The sequence below is a fragment of the Nitrospira sp. BLG_1 genome, assembly GCF_047338595.1.
Taxonomy (GTDB): Bacteria; Nitrospirota; Nitrospiria; order Nitrospirales; family Nitrospiraceae; genus Nitrospira_D.
Map to the genome: position 1 here is coordinate 1 of NZ_JBLFBO010000023.1, position 22036 is coordinate 22036.

General features: G+C 54.5%; 15 protein-coding genes. 6 read left to right on the plus strand and 9 right to left on the minus strand.

The genetic code is table 11. The features are described 5' to 3' along the window. Window positions 1–96: 96 nt before the first annotated feature. The 5 genes from nadD to rplU form a co-directional block, all read right to left on the minus strand. Window positions 97–711: a nicotinate-nucleotide adenylyltransferase gene (gene nadD, locus ACMTNU_RS14560; RefSeq protein ID WP_413936029.1), complete on the minus strand. Its 615-nt coding sequence runs from the start codon at window positions 709–711 to the stop codon at window positions 97–99. Window positions 712–1060: 349 nt separating this feature from the next. Beyond that, window positions 1061–2182, minus strand: coding sequence for a glutamate 5-kinase (proB, locus tag ACMTNU_RS14565; protein WP_413935995.1), 1122 nt, complete (start codon window positions 2180–2182; stop codon window positions 1061–1063). Further along, complete coding sequence (gene obgE, locus ACMTNU_RS14570) at window positions 2164–3189, minus strand: GTPase ObgE (RefSeq protein ID WP_413935996.1); 1026 nt, start codon at window positions 3187–3189, stop codon at window positions 2164–2166. Before obgE ends, proB begins: the two co-directional genes overlap by 19 nt. 126 nt (window positions 3190–3315) lie before the next feature. After that, a complete protein-coding gene (rpmA, locus tag ACMTNU_RS14575) occupies window positions 3316–3579 on the minus strand; it encodes a 50S ribosomal protein L27 (RefSeq protein ID WP_413935997.1) in 264 nt (87 codons plus the stop codon). 22 nt (window positions 3580–3601) lie between these two features. Then, window positions 3602–3916, minus strand: a complete 315-nt coding sequence (rplU, locus tag ACMTNU_RS14580; RefSeq protein ID WP_413935998.1) for a 50S ribosomal protein L21 — start codon at window positions 3914–3916, stop codon at window positions 3602–3604. 108 nt (window positions 3917–4024) lie between these two features. Between rplU and ACMTNU_RS14585 the strand changes: the two genes are divergently transcribed. Next, window positions 4025–4477, plus strand: coding sequence for a PilZ domain-containing protein (locus tag ACMTNU_RS14585; RefSeq protein WP_413935999.1), 453 nt, complete (start codon window positions 4025–4027; stop codon window positions 4475–4477). A gap of 126 nt (window positions 4478–4603) precedes the next feature. Further along, window positions 4604–5518 carry a branched-chain amino acid transaminase gene (locus ACMTNU_RS14590; RefSeq protein WP_413936030.1) on the plus strand — a complete coding sequence of 305 codons (915 nt, stop codon included), beginning with the start codon at window positions 4604–4606 and terminating at the stop codon, window positions 5516–5518. A 100-nt stretch (window positions 5519–5618) separates the two neighbouring features. Here ACMTNU_RS14590 and secG read toward each other — a convergent pair whose 3' ends face one another. From secG to gap, 4 genes are all read right to left on the minus strand, one after another. Next, a complete protein-coding gene (gene secG, locus ACMTNU_RS14595; RefSeq protein WP_413936000.1) occupies window positions 5619–5978 on the minus strand; it encodes a preprotein translocase subunit SecG in 360 nt (119 codons plus the stop codon). A 6-nt stretch (window positions 5979–5984) separates the two neighbouring features. Beyond that, window positions 5985–6767: a triose-phosphate isomerase gene (gene tpiA, locus ACMTNU_RS14600; protein WP_413936002.1), complete on the minus strand. Its 783-nt coding sequence runs from the start codon at window positions 6765–6767 to the stop codon at window positions 5985–5987. 39 nt (window positions 6768–6806) lie between these two features. Further along, window positions 6807–8000, minus strand: coding sequence for a phosphoglycerate kinase (locus tag ACMTNU_RS14605; protein WP_413936031.1), 1194 nt, complete (start codon window positions 7998–8000; stop codon window positions 6807–6809). A gap of 97 nt (window positions 8001–8097) precedes the next feature. Continuing rightward, window positions 8098–9111, minus strand: coding sequence for a type I glyceraldehyde-3-phosphate dehydrogenase (gap, locus tag ACMTNU_RS14610; protein WP_413936003.1), 1014 nt, complete (start codon window positions 9109–9111; stop codon window positions 8098–8100). A 234-nt stretch (window positions 9112–9345) separates the two neighbouring features. Here gap and ACMTNU_RS14615 point away from each other — a divergent pair, with 234 nt between their 5' ends. From ACMTNU_RS14615 to ACMTNU_RS14630, 4 genes are all read left to right on the plus strand, one after another. Beyond that, window positions 9346–11763, plus strand: a complete 2418-nt coding sequence (locus ACMTNU_RS14615) for an endonuclease MutS2 (protein ID WP_413936004.1) — start codon at window positions 9346–9348, stop codon at window positions 11761–11763. A gap of 349 nt (window positions 11764–12112) precedes the next feature. Then, complete coding sequence (locus ACMTNU_RS14620) at window positions 12113–13690, plus strand: hypothetical protein (protein ID WP_413936005.1); 1578 nt, start codon at window positions 12113–12115, stop codon at window positions 13688–13690. A 43-nt stretch (window positions 13691–13733) separates the two neighbouring features. Continuing rightward, window positions 13734–19991, plus strand: coding sequence for a copper oxidase (locus tag ACMTNU_RS14625; protein ID WP_413936006.1), 6258 nt, complete (start codon window positions 13734–13736; stop codon window positions 19989–19991). After that, complete coding sequence (locus ACMTNU_RS14630) at window positions 19936–22029, plus strand: cytochrome D1 domain-containing protein (RefSeq protein WP_413936007.1); 2094 nt, start codon at window positions 19936–19938, stop codon at window positions 22027–22029. The genes ACMTNU_RS14625 and ACMTNU_RS14630 overlap by 56 nt, the downstream gene beginning before the upstream one ends. Window positions 22030–22036 lie beyond the last annotated feature (7 nt).

Below are 22036 nucleotides of genomic sequence, written 5' to 3' on the forward strand. Positions count from 1 at the left end.
TCAGCGGGGCGACATGGAGGACTTGAACATCAAGGGCCTTCTTGTCGAGCATCGCCTTGGCGACGGCGAGGGCTGTGGCCTTAGATGTGCGTGCGATTAGAGTCCTCCTAAATAAAGGCTAGTCTGAAGTATATAAGATTCTACCGGGGGGGGCAACATATTTGCCAGCGGGAGGCCGCATTTCACCCTCCTCCTGATCTCCGAGGCAGAGATGAGACAGGGAGGAAGCGATAAACAGGTGAGACCGGATGCACCAGGGACGGCGATCTCCATCTGGTCTAAGGTACCGTGATCTAATTGCCGCAGGGCCTGTACATCCAGGTTGGACAGTAGGGGCATCTTGCTGAGGGATTGGAATGAGTGTCCCGGACGGGTGACGACCACAAAATGACAGAGCCGTAAAAGTTCTTCAGGGGCTCTCCAGGTAGAGAACTCAAGAAAGGCATCTAAGCCAATGATAAAGAATAGGTTCCATGATGGACCATATTGGGATCGGACTTCATGGACGGTGTCGATCGAGTACGACCTACCACCTCGATTGATCTCAATGGCGGATACTTCAAAGAAAGGGGTGTCAGCAATGGCTAGCTCGACCATTTTCAGGCGAGTCTGTGCGGGGGCCAGTGATCCGCTCTGCTTGTGGGGTGGGTCTCCGGTTGGAATAAAGAGGACCCGAGAGAGTTGCAGACGTTCATACACGTGATGGGCGATCGCGAGATGGCCGTTGTGAATGGGATTGAAGCTGCCACCGAGAAGGCCGAGACGGTTACCATTCAAGCGTAAGGGGTCAGGGGTGAGGGGTGACTGCTGAGAATTTGAAACATTCATAACTCAGGACTCAGGACTGAGGACTCAGCGCTAGCAGTTTGCTGAAAAAATCGGTTTCGGCTTCGCACGCCGTTCTACGATGCGAGAAAGAACCGTGGCACGCAACACCCCAGAATGCTCAACAAGGCCGTCCAGCAAGGCCGCAGCGAACGAAGGGGCGAGGCGTACGCTTCGGTACGTTGAGCGTCTGAGTGAGGCGAGAACGCCGCTGGAGGACTTTTTCAGCATTCTGCTAGAGGATGACAAGATTGTCGCGGTGAATGACTTCCTCATATTCTTGGGGACCGAACTGTTCCTGAATGACGGTTGTCTTGAGGCCTTTCATCCGGGCTAAGAGCTCCGATGACACGTTTACCAGGCCTTTGGCAAACTCCTTTCCCTCTGGATCGAAGCAGCTCACCGGATCGCCCGCTTCGAATGGTCCGATGACCTCACGAATACCGGAGGCGAGCAGACTTTTCCCCCGTTGAGCGAGCGCATCGACGGCCCCTTGGTCGAGGTGAATCTGCCCACGCGGGCGAAGCGTGAACGCGATCCAATGTTTTCGGCTGTTCAGGCGACGTTCCCTGGCCAGAAACAGACTTCCGCCGGTTCCTGTGGTCAGGGCTGAGGCGAGGAGCCCGGCTCGTTCTCCATTGAGAATCAATGTAGAGACTCCGTATTGGCCGACCTTCTTGGCCGCCCGGAGCTTGGTGGCCATGCCCCCTGTGCCTTCGAAGGTACTGGACACGCCGGCCAATCGCTCAATGTCGTCGGTGATAGCTGGGATGAATGGAATCAGGGTCGCTGAAGGATTCTTCCGAGGATCTTCCGTATAGAGTCCATCGACATCGGACAAAATCACCAAGAGGTCCGCATCCGCTAAGTGAGCCACTTCGCTGGCCAGGGTATCGTTGTCACCGACTCTGATCTCATCCACGGCGACAGTATCGTTTTCATTGATAATCGGGATGATGCCAAAATCAATCAGAGTGGAAAGGGTATGGCGGGCGTTGAGGAAGCGGCGACGGTCTTCAAGATCCTGGTGAGTGAGGAGAATCTGCGCCACCTGGATCGAGAGACGCTTGAAGGCCTTTTCATACGCCCACATCAGGCGACTTTGCCCCACGGCTGCCGCGGCCTGCTTGACCGGAAGATTTTTGGGGTATTCTTTCAGCTGCAGTTTTTTGATGCCGGAGACGATGGCGCCCGAGGAGACGATCAGGATCTCTCGTCCCTGCTTCTTGAGCGTCGCGATCTCGTCGGCCAACCGCTCAATTCTATCCGGGCGTAGCCCTTCCGCGCGTGATGCGATCAGGCTACTGCCGATTTTGATGACGATCCGCGTGGCCTGCGTTAGGACTGTGTCTCGCATGGCAGCATCCGTAACAGATCGACCTGTTTCCCGACATAGCGGATCAACTGATCCAGCCCCGTATTTGTGGCGGCTGAGATCGGGAAGCAAGGATATCCTCGGTCCCGGCAATAGACTTGAATTTGTTCCAGCCGTTCACCGGCCCCAACGACATCAATTTTGGTTGGGACGACGGCAAAGGGGCGGGCGGTCAGCCCCTGGTCATAGGCGGCCAGTTCTTGCCGGAGGGTCTCAAAGCTGTGTCGTGGATCGTCGGTGGCCCATTCTGAGATATCGATCAAGTGGAGTAAAAACGCGGTCCGCTCGATATGGCGCAGAAACTGTACGCCCAGACCTTTTCCTTCATGCGCTCCTTCGATCAAGCCAGGGATATCGGCTACCACAAAGCTGCGGTCGGATCCCCATCGGACGACGCCAAGATTAGGAACCAACGTGGTGAAGGGGTAGTCGGCAATTTTCGGACGAGCCGCAGAAATGGCAGAGATGAGGGTCGACTTTCCTGCGTTGGGAAATCCAACAAGACCGACATCGGCCAATAACTTGAGTTCGAGTCGTAATGTCCGCTCTTCACCAGGACTCCCTGGTGTGCACTTGGTTGGTACACGATTGACGGAAGTGGCGAAGTTGCTGTTGCCCTTTCCGCCGCGCCCGCCTTGGGCGATCACGGCAGTTTGGCCGTCCTCGGTGAAATCCGCGAGGATGTTTGTCGACTCGTCGTCGTAGACGATGGTTCCGACTGGTACTCCGATCGTAACGTCGTCACCTGACCGTCCGGTACAGTTGGACCCACCGCCGGGTTTCCCGTCTTGCGCCTCGTAGTGGTTCTGATATCGGAGGTCGAGCAGGGTTGTCAGCCGATGCGAGGCCGTCATGATGACATCGCCGCCATGACCGCCGTCACCGCCATCCGGTCCCCCACGAGGGACAAACATCTCTCTTCGAAAGCTGCAGATGCCGTTTCCGCCTCGACCAGCTCGTACTGTCACGCGTACTTCGTCGACAAACATGGGGTGCTAGTTTCCTACAGCCGAACCATCGTGAGGAGATGGAAAAGTATACCCGACCATGAGGCGAAGAAGCAGGGAGAACCTATGTCTGCCCTGCTTGGGAAGGAGAGAGTAGAAAGGGGAAGGTTAAGACTTCGCGGAGCTCGGATACACACTGACTCTTCGTCTGCCGCGTCCACCTTCAAACTTGACTACACCGGTTGTTTTGGCGAACAGGGTATGGTCCCTTCCCAGATCCACATTGAAGCCCGGAAAGAACTTGGTCCCACGCTGGCGGACGATAATGCTCCCAGCCGTGACCGTCTCACCACCATACGCCTTCACTCCCAAATACTGGGGGTTACTGTCACGACCGTTACGTGATGATCCGCCACCTTTGTTTGTTGCCATGGTCTGTCCTTCCTACTCGAATTTATGCCGTTGCAATACCGGTAATCAGGAGCTTGGTGAATCCTTGCCGGTGCCCACGAGTACGTCGGTAGTTCTTGCGGCGTTTCTTCTTGAAGACGGTAATCGATCGAGTCCGTCCCTGGCGCACAATTTCAGCTGTGACCTTGGCTCCCGCCACGAGAGGTTGCCCGATGAGGAATGTAGTGTCACCGTGCACGAGACGGACCTGATCGAGTTCCACTTGTGCGCCGATATCACCAGGCAGGCTTTCAACTTGAATCGTCGCTCCTGCTTCTACCCGATATTGCTTACCACCTGTCTCAACAATCGCGTACATATCTCTTCTCCAGTCTTGAGGAACGGTTCATTTAACATGTGAGTGTGAGAAGTGTCAAGCCATCGGGAGCGCCCCGCTTGAATTCGTGATGATTCACCGCCCCCTCTTTTGTGGGCTAGGATCACCTCCAAGCCGCCACGTATTCTTGCGCCACACCACATCGCCGTCGTTGATGTGGTGGTGATCGTCATTCCATTCCAAGAGAGTGATGAAAGCATGGCGCCTACCGGCAAGTTTGTGATTCGTACATATCACCGGATTCCCGTTCGGTGTGAAGCCTACTACATGGGTGGTGACTTCCTCGGAAAGGGGACCGTCATGAACCTCTGTCGAAACGGGTTTCGTGTGCTCGGGGATCATCAAGTCGTACCGGGGATGGAACTCATTGTGCGTCTCTCTCTCCCAGATAAGGACGGGCCGGTGGAAATCCAACGTGTCGTGGTTCGGTGGGTTCGCGGCCTGCTGTTCGGAGCCAAAATCATGACAATGAGTCCGGATGGAGAAGATCGAGTCGCTACGTTTCTGAGTGCTCGCCTTCGCGCCTATTGTGCCTCGTCCTAAGCATCGACCTCATGACGGCATATGTTCTCGCCCCGGTTGCTTGACCCGAGGCCGGCTGCACGCTATAGTCCCTCACTCGAATCAAAGCAATATCCTCACGATCCGTCGCTGGAGCGCGCACCCACTATGTTGGAGCCGGTTGAAAAAATCTGGATGGACGGGAAGTTCGTGCCTTGGGGAGAGGCGAACGTCCATGTCCTCACCCACTCGTTACACTATGGCCTGGCGGCGTTCGAAGGCGTGCGTTGTTACAAAGGCAAGTCAGGATCCGCTATCTTTCGACTGCAGGAACATGTCGATCGATTGTTCGATTCGGCACACATCAGCATGATGGTCATGCCGTACGATAAGAAGCAGATGACCGAGGCCATCGTGGAAACGGTTCGTGTAAATCGACTGGATGCCTGTTACATCCGCCCCTTGGTTTTCATCGGGTATGGGGCGATGGGGGTGCATCCGGGGGACAACCCGATTCGGGTGGCCATCGCTGCGTGGAAGTGGGGGGCCTATTTGGGAGATGAGGCCCTTGCCAATGGGATGCGCGCTTGCGTGTCTTCCTTTACGCGACACCATGTGAATGTGTCCATGACCAGAGGCAAGATCTCCGGCTATTACGTGAACTCTATTCTTGCCAAACGGCAAGCGAAGGCTGATGGATACGACGAGGCGATTCTTCTCGATCCGGAGGGCTATGTCGCCGAAGGAACCGGGGAGAACGTGTTCATCATCCGCCGCGGTGTTCTCAAGACGACGCCGTTGACCTCAGTGCTGGAAGGAATCACGAGAAATTCCGTCATTCAATTGGCGCAAGAGCGGAACATCACGGTCATCGAAGAACGGTTTACGCGTGATGAAATGTACATTGCCGATGAAGTGTTTGTGACAGGGACGGCGGCTGAACTGACTCCGGTCAGGGAGATTGACAATCGCCGTATCGGTACCGGGACACCCGGGCCGATTACGCGCGCGCTCCAAGACACCTTCTTCTCGATCGTGCGTGGTGAGGACTCCTCCCACCAATCCTGGCTGACTAAGATCTAGACATCGTCGCGGCTTGTAGCCATCGCTGCCGGTGAGGAGCGTTCGCTCCTCACCGGCAGCGATAAGTTCGTCCGATGACTAAAGTCGTTTCAGTGATCGATTAGTGGCCAGTTGAGGAAGACTCGGTTGGGGAAGAGTGGGACTCACCCGATGGCTGCGCAGGCGGTGCGGCCGGCGCAGTTGTCGGCTCGCTCTTGTGGTCGAGATCAATGACCGTCGAGGAGACATTCCGTTGTTTTGCCAAGATGGCCAGGCTGAGTGACGTCACCATAAAAATGGCAGCAACGAACACGGTCAGCTTACTCAGAAAGTTAGCCGGGCCACGGCTTCCGAACACAGTCTGACTGGACCCACCAAAGGCGGCCCCGATCTCCGCCCCTTTCCCAGACTGGAGGAGAATCGCTCCGATCATAAGAAAACAGATGAACACGTGGACGACCACGATTAGCGTGTATAACATGAACGTTCAGACTCCGATTGATCGAGTAGTAGAAGCAAGACTGATGATTGTAGCAAAGGAGCTCACCTCTAGACAAGCGCCTCCGATCAGTGCGCCATCCACCTGCTCCGACGACAAGAGTGAGGCGATATTCTGTGTGGTCACGCTGCCACCATACAGAATCCTCGTCCGTTCAGCGATGACGGGAGAGGCGGTGGCGGAAAGAACAGCTCGGATTGTCTGATGCGCTGCAACGGCTTGCTCAGTGGTTGCCGATCGGCCGGTACCGATCGCCCATATCGGTTCATAAGCGACCGTGAGACTTTCCAGGGTCTCGCTGGAAAATCCAGCCAAGCTCTCGTGGAGCTGCTGAGCGAGTACGTCGTCGGTTGAGCCGGCTTCTCGCTGCTCGAGTGACTCACCGATGCAGAGGATCGGGCGGATCCCATGTGCAAAGGCTGCCTGAAGTTTTTTGCGAATCCTGTCACCCCGTTCACCAAAGAGCGTGCGCCGTTCAGAATGGCCAAGAATCACGTGGCGACAACCGAGGTCCTTCAGCATGGGGGCGGAGATCTCTCCGGTGTAGGCTCCTTTTGGTTCCCAAAACAGATTTTGCGCCCCGAGCTGGATGAAAGATTCTGAGCCTAAGACCCTCCCGACCGATTCCAATGCCGTAAACGGAGGAGCAACAACCAGTTCTACATCCGAGGGAACCTTCGAAAGGTGCTGCCTCAGTTCATCGACAAACGTGGCCGCTTCGGATGCGGTCTTGTTCATCTTCCAATTGCCAACAATGAGCCGTGTACGCACAGAATGTCCTGAGAGTGAGATTGTCCTGAGAACCCGTCGTCAGTTCTGACGATCAGGCAATGCCGCAAGGCCTGGTAATGTTTTGCCTTCAAGCAGTTCCAGCGCTGCGCCACCACCGGTCGAGATAAATGACATATTCTCTGACACGCCGGCTCGATGAACAGCGAGCGCTGTTTCACCGCCACCGACGATCGTCAGGGCGTACGCATCGGCGATGGCGTGGGCCATGGCTAAGGTCCCCCTCGCATAGGCGTCGATTTCAAAGACACCCATTGGTCCGTTCCATAGAATTGTTTTGGCGTTTTGGACCGCCTCATTGAAGAGTTTGACGGAAGCCGGTCCAATATCCAGGGCATACCATCCTTTCGGAATCTCCTGGACGGGGACAATCTTGGTTTCTGCACCGACTTCCCGGCTGGCTGCGACCACACAGTCGACAGGGAGATAAAACTTGACCCCACGCGAGAGGGCATGGTCTTCGATGCCTCGTGCAAAATCCAGCATGTCCATTTCGCAGAGCGAGTTACCGATCTCCATGCCTTTGGCCTTCAAGAAGGTAAACGCCATGCCGCCACCGATGATGACCTTGTCGACTTTCTTGCCGAGATTCTCAATGACTCCGATTTTCCCGGACACTTTGGCTCCACCGAGAATGGCGGCAAACGGTCGTACGGGATTGGCGACGGCTCCCTCGAGGTACTCGATCTCCTTCTTGAGCAGTGCGCCCGCCGCGGCATCTTTAATGTATTTCGTAATGCCGACCGTCGAGGCGTGGGCGCGGTGCGCGGCTCCAAAGGCGTCATTGATAAACACGTCTCCCAGCGAGGCCAGGGCCTTTGCGAAGCCATCGTCGTTTTTCTCTTCGCCGGTATGAAACCGGAGGTTTTCGAGTAAGAGCACGTCCCCGTCCTTCATCTTGGCGACCAGTTTCTCGACGGCCGGTCCCATGCAATCCGGAGCGAAGAGGACTTCTTTCCCGAGCAATCGCCCCAAACGCTTGGCGACAGGGGCGAGGCTGTATTTTGGTTCGAACGTTCCCTTCGGTCTGCCGAGGTGTGAACAGAGAATGACTTTGGCGCCCTCATCAACGACGCGATTGATCGTGGGCAACGTCGAACGAATGCGGGTGTCGTCGGTAATCTGCAACGACTCGTCTAGGGGGACGTTGAAATCCGCTCGAATAATGACCCGTTTGCCACGAAGTTGCACATCATCGATCGTCTTCTTGTGCAAGTTCACGGAAAGCTCCTTGGTATAGGTTCACTCAATAGTCAAACAATCGGGACGAGATGAGCGATGGAGCCGGCTCGACCATCCCGGAGGCAGTCAGTTACTTCGTCGTTGATTTTCCAGCCAGGACCTTGACGAGGTCACGAACGCGGCAGGAATATCCCCATTCGTTGTCGTACCAGGCCGTGACCTTGACCAGGCGCTTGTCCACGACATTGGTCAATGGGGCATCGACGGTTGCAGAATGAGAATCACCTTTTTGGTCGATTGAGACGATCGGATCTTCTGAATACTTGAGAATTCCCTTGAGGGGCCCATCTGCGGCTTTCTTGAATGCGGCATTCACAGCGGCGATGTCGCAATCCTTTTCAGTTTCTACCGTCAGGTCGACCAGCGATACGTTCGGTGTCGGGACTCGAATCGCCAGCCCATCCAACTTGCCCTTCAGTTCCGGGATGACGAGGTGGAGAGCTTTGGCGGCTCCAGTGCTGGTCGGGATCATCGACATGCCTGCCGCACGGGCTCGGCGCAAATCTTTATGGGGCAGATCCAAGAGTTGCTGGTCGTTGGTATAGGAATGGATGGTGGTCATAATACCGTGCTTGATCCCGAAATTTTCCAACAAGACTTTGGCGACCGGGGCAAGGCAGTTGGTCGTGCAGGAGGCATTGGAGACGATGTGGTGTGACTTGGGGTCAAACTTTTCGTCGTTCACGCCAAGAACGATGGTCACGTCGGGATCTTTGGCCGGAGCCGAAATAATCACATGTTTGGCTCCGGCGGACAGGTGTTTGCCTGCTGCTTCACGGTCGGTAAAACGACCGGTTGACTCGATCACCACGTCAATATCTAATGCCTTCCAGGGCAGTTCTTTGGGATCTTTGACAGCCAGCACTTTGATCGGGTTTCCGTCGACGAGGATCTGATCATCTTTGGCGTCGACCGTAGCCGGCAACGTGCCATGGACCGAATCGTACTTGAGAAGATAGGCGAGCGTTTTGGCGTCCGTGAGATCGTTGATCGCGACGATTTGTAGTTCCTTGTCCCCCATTGAGGCGCGCATCACGTTGCGCCCGATACGTCCAAATCCATTGATTCCGATACGAATGGCCATGGTGTATTCCTCTACAGGCAAATGTGTTGATTGAGAACAGACAGGTGGTACAGCACAAAACCGGATAGTATCGATGCCTTCTGCTTGTTGTCAAGATAGAAGGATGCGGTGGGTCTGGCAAAAATGATGTAACAATATGCGGGCTTCGGAGTCTTTTGCAGCTCCAGGAGTTGCGTCCGGTTCTTCTGGAAGGCTAGAGTTCGGAGGTCTGTTCATTGAAGGGTGACCTGATCGATGAGCCAAACCTTATTTGACCAAGCCACGCAAGCGTTGGAGTGGCCGCGTGTGCTCGAGTTTCTCTCCCTCCAGGCGCAGTCGGCGATCGGGCGTGCTCGATGCCAATCACTCTCATTGGCCAGCGAACTGACGGATGCTCATCATCGCCAAGAAGAGACCAGTGAAATGCTGGCGTGGCTCGAAGGGAGCGATCCGGTCCCGGCGTTAGGCTTTCCCGATATTCGTGAGCCAGTCAATCGGGCATCTAAAGGTGGAGTGCTGGAAGCTGGTGAGTTGAGGGACTGTGCCATCGTGCTGGCCATGCTCGCTGAGCTGGAACGCTACGCAGAATCTCACAAAGGCGAGACTCAACGGCTGGCGCAGGTCTTGGAGCCGCTTCGTGCCATAAGGGCTCTGCAGGGAGTGCTGCGTGTAATTGAGGCAGCTATCCAGCCGGATGGAGCCATGAAAGAGACGGCCTCTCCGGAGTTGCGGCGTCTGACACATCACGCGCAGGGATTGAAGCAGGAGATGCGTGGCCATCTCGATCGGATTCTCCAGTCGCGGCGATATGAAGAGGTGTTGCAAGAGTCGTATTTTGCTCAGCGGGAAGGACGCTATGTCGTACCGGTTAAGGCGGATATGAGGGGGCGAATTCCAGGGATCGTTCACGATGTGTCCGCGAGCGGAGCAACCGTTTTTCTGGAGCCACGGGAGTTGGTCGAATTGAACAATTCGATCAAGGTAGCGGATTTGGAGATTGAACGGGAGGTACAGCGGATCTTACGGGAGCTGAGTGCTGTCGTCGCCTCCAAGGTGGATATGATCAATCAGGGGATCGAGGTACTGGCTCAATGTGATGTCATCAAGGCCAGGGCCGAGATGAGTCGTCGGCTGAAATGTCACCCAGTGAGCTTGAATGAGTCGGGCCGTGTCATTCTCAAGCAGGCCCGGCATCCGCTCTTGCTGCTTGCAAAGGATCAGGTCGTCGCCAACGATATTGAGTTGGATGAAACGGTTCGGGTGCTGGTCATCTCGGGACCGAATACGGGTGGGAAGACGGTGACGCTCAAGATCGTCGGGCTCTTTGCCCTCATGGTTCGCGCCGGGTTGCATCTTCCCTGTGCGCCAGAGTCGGAGATGGCCCTCTTTACCGATCTCTATGCCGATATTGGAGATGCCCAGGACTTAAGTCGGGATCTTTCTAGTTTTTCGGCGCATATGACTCAGATGATTCGGCTCCTTTCTGAACGTGCTACGCCTTCGGCGACCGACGCGCTCGGTCCACCGCGCTCGTTGGTATTGCTCGATGAGCCGGTGACATCGACTGATCCCCAAGAAGGGGCTGCATTAGCAGAGGCGCTGCTCTGTCGCTTGGAGGAACTCAATATGAAAGTCGTGGTCACCACGCATTACGGGGCTCTCAAAGAGCTCGCGCAAACGACCGGTGGGTTCGGGAATGCCAGTGTTGAATTCGACGTCGAACAGCTGGCGCCGACCTACCGACTGTTCATGGGCATTCCAGGTGGTTCGTCTGCCTTGGAGATTGCCGTGCGCCTGGGCATGGATGAGGGCCTCGTGAATGAGGCGAGAAAGCGCCTACATCGCCAGAACCAACGGCTTGATGAATTGATGGCTGACTTGCAGCGCAAGCAGCGCCAGCTTGTCGAGGATCGGGAACAGACCCATCGAGCCAGGCAAGAAGCTGAACAAGCGGCTCGCGAAGCTCAGGCGCTCCGGATGCGACTGGAAGCTGCCGAGCAGGAAGCTCGACGGGGGCTCAAGAAGAAGCTCGGCGAGCAATTTCAACGGGCTCGGGCCGAGGTTCAAGCGACGGTCGACTCCCTGAAACGCGAACAGAAGCTTATCAAGGTGAAGGAGACGAAAGAGCGATTGCGTGAGTTAGAGACGAAGACCAGGCAGGAGCTTGCACCGCCGAGTGAGCCGATCCCGCTTGAACGGCTTGCCGTCGGCGATACGGTAGAAATTACGGGTTTGGGCATGACCGGAATCTTGCTCGAAATTCCACAAGGGAAGAAACGCGTTCGTGTCAAAGTGGGAGAAGGGGAGATCCTTGCTACCGTTTCGAATCTCGTCGGGATCGCCAGTGAACCACACGAGGGGCTACCTCAACCGACTGCCGCAACACAGTCCCTTCATCGAAGTACCACAAATGCCGGACTGGGCTTAGACGAACAGACCGTCGTGGATGTGCGAGGTCAAGCCGTGGATGAGGCGTTGGATCAGGTCGTGGCGGCGTTGGATCGAGCGACGCTGGATGGTGCGCCGTTTCTTCGTGTCATTCATGGCCATGGCACCGGTCGACTCAAGTCCGCTCTGCGAGAGTATTTGAAATCATCACCATATGTGACGGAGTTTCGTCCCGGCGATCGTGCCGAAGGCGGCGATGGCGTGACAGTGGCGAAGCTGCGATAGGCAGCAGGTCGGAAGCAGGGCACCACTGAACCCCATACGTATCTATTTAGATTCACCCCTCTGTATCTTTTTCGATTCACCGCGTATCTCACTGCGCACACATTTTCTTCCTCCTGAACCTTTCTCTGGCCGCTAGAACGACCGAGTATGATCCTTCTCATACCGGCAGCTTGCTATGGTATTGAGTTTGCATGGTTCTCTGTCATGCACGTATGAACACTTGTCAGGCATCTACTTATAGGTATAGAACTGCGGGCTCACATGAGTCTGAGACACCCAATCCTGGGGACCAAGAGTATAGAAAACCCAAAGACATCTCTTGTGACGACCTAACGCGAAGGGGGAACCCATGAGTCGGCAGAGGTTTATTCAATTCGTAGGAGCAGTGGGAGCCTTGGTGGCAACCAGCATGATTTCGCCGGCAGGGGCTCAGACTGTCACGCCATTTCAGTTGGTCGGGCATATTCAAAGCTTTTCGCTAGATACTCCCGGGGATACGTTTTCTGCTGCCAAACTTACGGTGAATGGGATTCAGGTGACCATTCCGAGAAACTTAGTGATTCAATTGCCGGCAGCGTATTTCACGGCCCAGCAGTTGTTTGAAAATGCACAGGGTGTTTCTAAGAAGTACAACGAATCGGGTCTTTCGCTCAATGACAAGTTTCCTCCACTTGCAGCTTTTGAAGTCACCGTGGACGGTAATGTGGTTGGAGATGAGTATCGTGCCGGGTTAGTCAGTATCTCTCAGCAGTCCTTAAACTCGAGCGTTGGATACATTCACGAGATCGACGTCGGTACAGGGATGATTTGTGTGGGAGGAAGCTCGACCGCTACAACCTGCGGTCCAGGGGATACGCGGGTCCGCCTCAATGATCCGGCGTTGGATGCGTCCGACCCATTCTCGGGCGATGGCCGCTATGGGAAGAGGAATCCTGACCCGCCGGATGTGTGCGCTCCGGGGTTACCAGGCCCAACCTGCGCAGATAATCCGAACTCCCGTTTCCCCGATCCGCGCTTTACCGTCGATCAAGGTAATCCCACCGTACACGCACTCACGGGGTATCCCATGTGTGTTCCGCGGGCTACGGCAGACCCGGAATGCCCAGCTTTCAATCGACCATCGGACAATACGTTCGTGATGGGAGCCGATCCACTCGTGCCGCCGATCAGGTTCGGCAATAACACGATTCCGCCGTGTCCGGCATGTGATTCACGCAAGCAGGCACCATTACGAGTAGGCGATCACATTACGTTTGCCGGCACACTTGCGCGAGATACCGCCGGAGTTTATGTGTCAGTGCATACGTTAGTGGCTGATATCGGGATCTATACAAAGCCTGGTTCAAAGCCCGCCTATGTCACTTTGGAGGAATCATTGCTGGGGACAAGAGGTCCAACCACTACCTGTGCAGCGGCAGCCGAGTGTCAGGATCGTCTCAAGATTGAGGGATTTAGCACTGATCCGAGTCGACGGGTGAGTGTCTATGCGGTTGATGTGGCGCGTAATGGAGCACCCAAGGTTCGCCTTCTACATAGCACGGAAAAAGTGCAAGCTGTATTCGGAAGGTTTCGCTATGTGCCACCACTAACGGCTGCGGCTCTGTTCGACATCAATGGAAATCTGAAAGGTGCGCCTCGGGAACTCATGGTGGGTATTGACGATCCAAATCCGTTACCCGATGGAAGCGAAGTCCCTGAGGCTCCCAAAGCCGCCCATGGATTAGTCCCTGGTATCTATGTGGCACCTGTTGGCGAATATATCTTTCCTGAGCCGACCGGTGTACAGGGCAGGGAGCAACCGGCATTGAACTTCCAATGCCTTGCGTTCTTGATTAATGGATGGGCGATTCCGCCTGATCTGCCAGATATTAAGCGGCTTGATCCTTGGCCAGGATCGGCATCGCCGACTTTTTCATGCACGGAATAATCGTGCCTGATCACGAACCGTGACTATTGTGGAGACTACGACCATGCGCGCACGACTCACCCAAGCAGGACAGGAAACATTCTCTGCCTTGTCTGTTACGTCCAGCAGGAACCCAGGCAGCGACCACACACTTCGAGCGATAGGGTTGGGGGGCAAGCTCACGATCATGTTTCTTTTTGCCGTTCTGGGGGTTGGCTGTGCGGGACACAAGCCGCCTCAGTCCCAAGTGGTCGTTAAAGCAACTTGCGAACGACTCATTACGGCTGATGTAGTGTCTCTGGATCAGGTGTACTACTACAACAGGTTCGGGTCGTTTAATCCGGCAGGTCTTATGTATGCATTGCGGCGAGATGTCGTGATCGACCGCGAAGGGTTAGACGAGGTTATCTCTTCCTTAAGAAGTGAAATTGGAACAGTCACCTCCGGAGATCCGGACAAGGATCCTCGTATTCAGAAGCTGAAGAAGTGGCGCGATGGATTAGCCAGCGATCGGTCTTCGGACAAAGAACGATCTGTCATGCGAAAAGTCAAACGACAAGATGCTCCTGAGCAAAATGGGCCAGAGTTGTTGAACGGTGATCTCGATGCTGAAGAAGAACCAGCGATCGCAATTCCGTCAAGAAAGGAGGGGCTTGATCGCTACCTAGTCGGGCATATCAAGCTTCGGTCAGACAAGCGGCCTCGTCCTTTGGTCTTACGGGCAAATGAAGGGGATTGTCTACGAGTCACGTTTACCAATCTGTTAGACCCGATGGTGGATGAACATGAGTCGATGATCGATCCTGAACGGCGGCTGACTCATCCCGAGAAACCAGTTATTGCTTTAGCCGACAGCGATGAGCCCGCAACTCGGCATGCTTCGATACATGTAAACGGTCTGAGCCTTGTTGATTCGATTGATTCTCAAGGTGCCAATGTCGGGAGAAATGGGTGGAAGGGTGGGATTGGAAAGTGCTCGTCCAATTTAGAGGATTTGGGGAAGGATCTCTGTGCGCTGGCGGCACCCGGCGAGACCAGAACCTACACCTGGTATGCCAAGAAGGAAGGGACCTATTTCTTTTATTCCATGGGGGCGCCAGCCGGAGGCGAGGGTGATGGCGGCCAGCTTGGGCTGGGACTGTTCGGCGCCGTCAATGTGCAACCCAAGGGGGCCAAGTGGTATCGCTCCCAGGTGACGGAAAGCCAGCTTAGTGCTGCGACGATCGCCAAAACGAGGTATACCCAGCCGATCATCAACTATGAGGCGCCATATCAATCTCAGGGTGCTGCGGAACCGTCGGAAGCTGAAATTGCCAGGAAGGCTCCAATCCTCAATATGCTGCAATGCAGCGGTGAGAATGCACTCAATGATCAACGCACCGGCTTGTGCAAGACCGGCGGCGAGCTCATCCATTCTGACCTTAATGCAGTCATCGACATTGATCGAGAGAATGGATGCGAACAAATGGGCGAGGGGAACGCCTGTGGTAAACCTTATCGGGAGTTTACGGTGATTTTCCACGATGAGGTGACGGCTGTTCAGGCATTCGATGACATCAGAGAAGAAAATTCTCCGTTGAGTTCACTCCGTGATGGGATGGGGATTAATTATGGTGCGTCAGGTCTCGGGGCAATGGTAGTCGCAAATAAGAAACAAATTGGCCCCGGACGGGATTGTGGTGAATGTAAACTCGAAGAGTTTTTTCTGACCTCATGGGTCAATGGCGATCCCGCAATGGTGGTCGGTTATGAAAAGAATGAGGACGGAGGGCTTATCCAAGTCGGACAAGCAACTGTTAAGGGGCGCAATGGGAAACTCGAGCAGCGACCTCTTTACAAGATGAAAGCCAAATACCCGGACGATCCGTCCAATGTCCACCATTCATACCTCGGGGATCCGATCCGCTTTCGCAATATGCATGCGGGTCCGAAGGAGACACATGTGTTCCATCTCCATGCCCACCAGTGGGTGGAAGATAAGCATGATCCCACGTCGCACTATCTCGATTCGCAGACTATCTCACCTGGGACTGCGTTCTCGTATGAGGTGCATTACGGCGGATCTGGAAATCGGAACTTAGGCCCGGGGGATTCTATCTTTCACTGTCATCTCTATCCACACTTTGCGCAAGGCATGTGGGAACTGTGGCGAACCCATGATGTCTTTGAAGGTGGGGGCAACGAGCGGAGGTTGCCGGACTATGAAATTACGGATGGCACGCCGAATCCTGCGGTTGTTCCGCTCCCCCGGACAGCTATGCCACCGATGCCGACAAAAAAGTTTCCGGGCTATCCATTTTATATCGCAGGCAAGAAGGGGCATCGTCCTCCGCAACCGCCACTAGACTTGGACGGGTCGGATGACCCAGGTACCTTGCGCCGGCACATTATTACCGACGCAACCGTTCGCGATAAGGGGGATGCCCATGGACCAAAGGAAATGCGCGAACCATCTTCATTGTCAGGGCACGATCTATACGAGGTGGGACGGAAGCAATCGGCCAAAATTGCGAGTGAATTGTGGTCTCGAAATAGTGATCCCGGTCTTATTCAACTAGCGCGTGAGTTGGACACGGCCACAGTGAAAAAGATTCCGAGCGGCGGCGATGCCCACGAAGTGGTGGCCATGAAGTTTCACGCGGGGAAAGACACGGTTCATGGTCGGCAGGCCGTAGAACCAGGTGCTTCAGGCTGGAGCCATACTCCCTACAATTGGGAGGCACCGGGTTATCCCAGCTGCCTGCCTGATGGCCCCTGTGATAATGAAAACGGTGCCCGCGTGCTTTTCCGCGTCAATGGAGGAGGTAACGTTTCGAAGGATGAAAGGGGGCAGGGCAAGCCCGGAGCGCCTTTTTCGAATCCATGTCCAAAGGAATGGATTGATGAGAATGGAACCGTCAGAGATGTCATGGTCCGCAGATACCGAGCCGTCTATCTCCAAATGGATATGACCGTGAATAAATCAGGGTGGCATGATCCACAGGCACGCTTCCCAGTGTTGGAAGAAGATGTGCGGGAGACACTGAATGGTTCACGTCCAACTGAACCGTTGTTTTTCCGGGCACAGTCTGGTGAATGCGTGGAGTTCTATGCCACGAATTTGATCCCCAGCAATCTCAATTTGGACGATTTTCAAGTCTACTCCCCCACTGATGTGATTGGACAACATATTCACCTGGTCAAGTTCGATGTGACATCCTCTGATGGGTCGGGCAATGGATGGAATTATGAGGATGGGACGTTGGCCGCTGATGAAGTGCGTGAGAGAATTGCTGCGCACAATAAAGCGAATCCGGGGAAGCGACTGATTCCTCGGACCCATCCCATCTTTCTTCGCAAGGGAGAGTTAGGTGCCACTGCTGATGGGGCATTAGCGGGAGATCGACGGGGTTATTGCCAAGATATGGGAGGGAAAGATAACGATTCGATGAATCATCCTTGGTGTGGGGCTCAAACGACAATCCAGCGGTGGTGGGCCGATCCGATTCTGAATGGGAAACCTGGTGATAGGAAGACAAAAGACCGTACCATGCGTACAGTCTTTACGCACGATCACTTTGGGCCCAGTTCGCACCAGCATCATGGATTTTATGCGGCGCTCGTTATCGAGCCGCGGAACTCCAAGTGGTATTTCCCAGACGGTCGATTGATGGGCGGGACGGATAAAGATGGGAACCCCAAAATTGTCGATAAGCGACATGATGGTGGTCCAACATCCTATGCCGCGAACATTGTTGTGCGAACACGCGGGAAGGCCTGTGTCACGCCAGAGAAGGATGGATCGGTTTGTAGTGACGCGCTTGATTCTAAGGGCACGATTGATTACGAGCGGACTGGACGGGAGTTTAATCTTGCGTTTGCCGATTTTGCGATTGTGTATGACAAAGAGAATCAACCGATCAATCCACCAAGTCAAATCGAAGGTGGGTTGGGGATGCCGGTTGTCCCTGGTCGAATTCCCATGCCGGAGGGGATTTCTACCAAGGATCCAGGTACTCAGCTCATCAACTATCGAAATGAACCGATTCCACTCCGTATTGCCAGTCAGGACAAGGACAAGCGGCAGTATTTTCAGCTGCCTGACACCGACCTTCGTAGTGATCTGGCCAATGTATTCAGCTCAAATGTTCATTCCAAGCAAGATCAGGCACATGGTCTTGATACATGGTGCGATATTTATGAGCCGAAGAAAAAACGATCACCAACGGAGAAATGCTTGTTTACCGAAAACTATGATCAGGGGCGACATCCCGGTGATCCATCCACACCGTTACTCCGAGCGTATGAAGGGGACCATGTCCAGATTCGCTTGATTCAGGGTGCCCAAGAAGAACAGCATGTCTTTACCTTGCATGGTTCGAAATGGCTGGCACAGCCCGACTCTCTCAATACCGGATATGTCGGTGCACAGCATATCGGGATTTCTGAACATTTTGAGTTCAACGACCGTGTGGTCGAATTCATGCCGTTCGGGGAGGATTCAAAGGGGCGTGCTCAAGTTGACCACCTTTACACCTCGAACGCAGTTGACAATCTTTGGGACGGGCAGTGGGGGCTGATGCGTGTGTTCCCCCGGACGGAGAATGCTCCGGCATTGGCACGTCTTCCTGGCAATACGGAAAAGACGCATGATGTGTTGGCGTCGGCGTTCGTGAAGCAAAGCCTCGACGAGGTGTTGGATAGTGAGCGGCTCGAGGTCAATGATGAGGACAAGGCAACTCGATCCCAACGCGGATTCACGCAGAACGCTCCCAGTGATGCCTTGGAAGCCTTCTGTCGGAGCGAGGACCAACAGGGGTTCGTGCGGAACTTTGAGGTCGAGGCCTGGTTGGCAAAGGATCTTCTTCCCAGTAAGAAACTCGTCTACAACGAGCACTTCGGGATTGCTGACCCTGAGGCCATTCTTTTCGTCCAGGCTTCAGATGTGGCTGGATTGCGAAATGGTACTCAACGTCCGGAACCGCTGATACTCCGGGCGCGTGCGGGAGACTGCATCAATGTGGCTCTCACGAATCGGATCAAGCCCGAAAACTATCAGGATGGAGTCAACGTTCCGAAGACATGGAGCTTTAACATGGTTCCTCCCATCACGCCCGGCCTGTATTTTAATCAGGTTCGGAGCTCTCACCGCGTGGGGTTGCATCCACAGTTGGTCGACTACAACCTGCAAAAGAGTGACGGTGCCCATGTCGGACTCAATGAAGATTCTACCGTTAAGCCGGGTGATACGAAGACCTATCTCTGGTATGCGGGAGAGATCATTTCAGCCGGAGAGGGAAAAAAGAATCGAATTGAGGGGATACCGCACGAATTTGGTGCCATCCCGTTACAGGATATGGGCGATGTCATTAAGCATGCGTCACATGGTGCCATTGGTGCGCTCATCGTAGAGCCGCAATGTTCGCAGTGGCGTGACGGAGACGCGCAGAGCAAAGCCCAAGCGGATGTCGTGTATTGGAAACCGGAGTCGGTTGCAGGACGCCACGGCAAGTACTCCCCCAAACGGGTCTGCCCGTTGGATGATGCCTGGGCATCAAAAGCTACCGCGCTGTTGTCAGGAAGACTTGATCGCAAGCTGCCATCTGATGATTCGGGCGCACTCTACCGATTCAAGGAGATGGTGCTGCTGTATCAGGACAATCTGAGTCTGCAGCAATATGGTCAACCGATGCCCAATCTTCGGCATGGAGACGACTCAGAGGATTCTGGTCAAAAGGCATTCAACTATCGCACTGAGCCACTGTGGGCAAGGTTTGGAGCGAGCCCAGCGGATGAACCAGAGACCATGAATCAGTTCGATTGGTCTAATGTCTTGAGCTCTACGGTCTCGCATTTCCGCTGCCAGGCTGACTTTGCGAGTGGGAAGTATTGTGACCCTGAAACTCCCATCTTTACTGCGAAAGCCGGTGAGCAAGTGCGATTGCGTGTCGTGCATCCGGGTGGGCACCCACGACAGCACGGCTTTACTCTGTTTGGCCATGATTGGAGCCTGAGCCCTTGGATTGATCATTCCAGAACAATGGGGTGGAATCAATTTAGTCCTACACGCGTCGGATCAACAGGTGGGATTGGGCCAGGTCGAGCCATCAACATCATGGCCAGTGCGGGAGGCGACTGTGCGGTGCATGGTGATTACTTGTATCGCACACAGGAAGGCTTCATGTTCAGCGGAGGTCTGTGGGGAATTTTCCGTGTGGAAGAAAATACGTCGCCTGCCTATCACTTATTTGATTGGCAAAAGGAGCGCTGGGGGGATCACAAGATAGATGGCGATTCCAAGAGTGGTTGTGCTCTCCAAAAGACCAAAAGGTCGATTCCGTGATCGGACCCTGTCCATTACGTCGATGATGTCTGGCGCGGTGTATTTGCCAGTGATTGGGCTTTGGATCAGCGGAGTTCTATTGACGAGCCAGGTCTTAGCCGATCCCTTGTCGCAGCCGAAGATTGCGCCATCGCGCGATGTGGTTACTTCGCACTCGACGGTGGTGGAACAGGTCCAACAGTTCGAGCAAGACGGAGTACGGATCGAATTCTCTTTGCGACCTGTCGAAACCAACAAGGGACATCAGGAGGCACAGGTCGGGGAAACAGCGTTGGCGCAATTTTCACTGCGCGATGCTCGAACTGGGCAGCCATTATTGCTTGGACGCCCCAAAGCTTGGATGAATGCGAGGCTCTCGGAGACGGTGGCCGGTGAGCGGACTTGTACCGATAAAATTCGGAGCATGGCGAGCGGACAATTTGGAAGTCGGCCGGATGTGGATCTCAATAGTTATGCGATTGTGACCCTAAATCATGACAAAACGATCACCTTCATCAACCCCCATGTCGCATTTAGTCCCACCAAACTGGAACATATTATCTCGTTGCCTGGTATCGGGACGGATTGGCTTCTAACCAAAGATGGGCGATTTCTGTATGTGACGCTTTCCGACGAGGGTGCCATTGCCGTCATTGATACGACGACCTATCGGCTGATTACTACGATTGCAACCGGAGCTGGTTCGCGTCCCACTCGCTTGGTCCTCCAACCAAACGGACGTGCTATCTGGGTAGGGCTGGACGGCACAGCTCAGGTGGTAGCGCTTGATCCCGAAACGCATTCCGTCACAAAAACAATAGTAGTCGGGGAAGGTCCGCATGCGTTGGCTTTCAGCGAAGATAGTGCCTATCTTGCGGTCGCGAATGGTATGTCCAATACTGTGTCGCTGATCGATCTGCGGACGATATCCGTGAGGGCAACAATTGCTGTAGGAAGGACACCGGTGGCGCTTAGCTATGGAAATGCAGCCAAGCGGTTTTACGTTGGGTCATTAAATGACAGCGTGATGACGGTGATTGATCCCGCGGCGCACAGTCAGGTATCAACGATTTCCACTCAACCTGGTGTTGTAGCCCTGCGCTTTGAACCGACCGGTCGCTTTGCAGTGGTTGTGAATCAACTTGAAAACAAAATCTCGATTGTCGATACAGCCACGAATGGGATCATCGGCTCCACGGCAGTCGTCAAGGATCCCGATCAGGTGACCTTCACTGAACGGTATGCGTATGTGCGTGGAATCGAATCTGAAAAGTTCTCGTTGATCGATCTGGCGGATCTTCGTAAGGGCAAACCGGCTCCAGTCGACATCCAAGCTGGACAACATGCTCCAAGCTCGGTGCCTGACCAGCTTGGGATTGCCGACATGATCGTGCCTGCGCCTGAAGGCAATGCGGTGCTCGTCGCAAATGCGCCGGACCAAACCCTCTATTTTTATCAAGAGGGCATGATGGCACCGATGGGGACGTTCTCGAATTATAAGCGAATACCTCGCGGGATCCTGGTGCTTGATCGAAGTTTGAAGGAAGTGGCTCCAGGTGTCTATCGGGCCCCGGTGACGTTTACAAAAGCAGGGCGATACGATGTGCCGCTCTTGATCGATCGGCCACGGATGATGCATTGCTTTCAGGCTGTTGTGGGGGAATCGACGTCAGGAGTTTCTACAGCAGCTGCTCCCAAGCCGCCGCTCGTGCGGACGGACTTTGGAACCGAACCGATCCTGACGAAGATTCCAACTGCCTTAACGTTCACGCTTATCGATGCACAGACCAAGCAACCAATTTCAGGGCTGCGAGATGTACAAGTCTTGGTCTTCGAGCCTCCAGGATCCTGGCAGCAACGGCACCATGCCCGTGAAGTGGAACCAGGACGCTATACCGTTATGCAGTCCTTTCCGCATGCAGGGGAATATCGAGTCATGGTGCAGACGGTATCTGGTCATCTACGCTATGCGCAGGGGACGGCTGTAGTCCAGCAGGTGGTTTCGGCTACACCATACTCAGAGAAACAGATGCAGCGGGAGGAAGGGCTGCGCCATTGAAGAGGTC

What these genes read in the sequence shown, in the direction of transcription:
- proB (WP_413935995.1), bottom strand. Translation starts at nt 2,182, where the DNA reads ATGCGAGACACAGTCCTAACGCAGGCCACGCGGATCGTCATCAAAATC.
- ACMTNU_RS14625 (WP_413936006.1), top strand. Translation starts at nt 13,734, where the DNA reads ATGCGCGCACGACTCACCCAAGCAGGACAGGAAACATTCTCTGCCTTG.
- obgE (WP_413935996.1), bottom strand. Translation starts at nt 3,189, where the DNA reads ATGTTTGTCGACGAAGTACGCGTGACAGTACGAGCTGGTCGAGGCGGA.
- gap (WP_413936003.1), bottom strand. Translation starts at nt 9,111, where the DNA reads ATGGCCATTCGTATCGGAATCAATGGATTTGGACGTATCGGGCGCAAC.
- ACMTNU_RS14630 (WP_413936007.1), top strand. Translation starts at nt 19,936, where the DNA reads ATGGCGATTCCAAGAGTGGTTGTGCTCTCCAAAAGACCAAAAGGTCGA.
- secG (WP_413936000.1), bottom strand. Translation starts at nt 5,978, where the DNA reads ATGTTATACACGCTAATCGTGGTCGTCCACGTGTTCATCTGTTTTCTT.
- rplU (WP_413935998.1), bottom strand. Translation starts at nt 3,916, where the DNA reads ATGTACGCGATTGTTGAGACAGGTGGTAAGCAATATCGGGTAGAAGCA.
- ACMTNU_RS14615 (WP_413936004.1), top strand. Translation starts at nt 9,346, where the DNA reads ATGAGCCAAACCTTATTTGACCAAGCCACGCAAGCGTTGGAGTGGCCG.
- ACMTNU_RS14620 (WP_413936005.1), top strand. Translation starts at nt 12,113, where the DNA reads ATGAGTCGGCAGAGGTTTATTCAATTCGTAGGAGCAGTGGGAGCCTTG.
- ACMTNU_RS14590 (WP_413936030.1), top strand. Translation starts at nt 4,604, where the DNA reads ATGTTGGAGCCGGTTGAAAAAATCTGGATGGACGGGAAGTTCGTGCCT.
- rpmA (WP_413935997.1), bottom strand. Translation starts at nt 3,579, where the DNA reads ATGGCAACAAACAAAGGTGGCGGATCATCACGTAACGGTCGTGACAGT.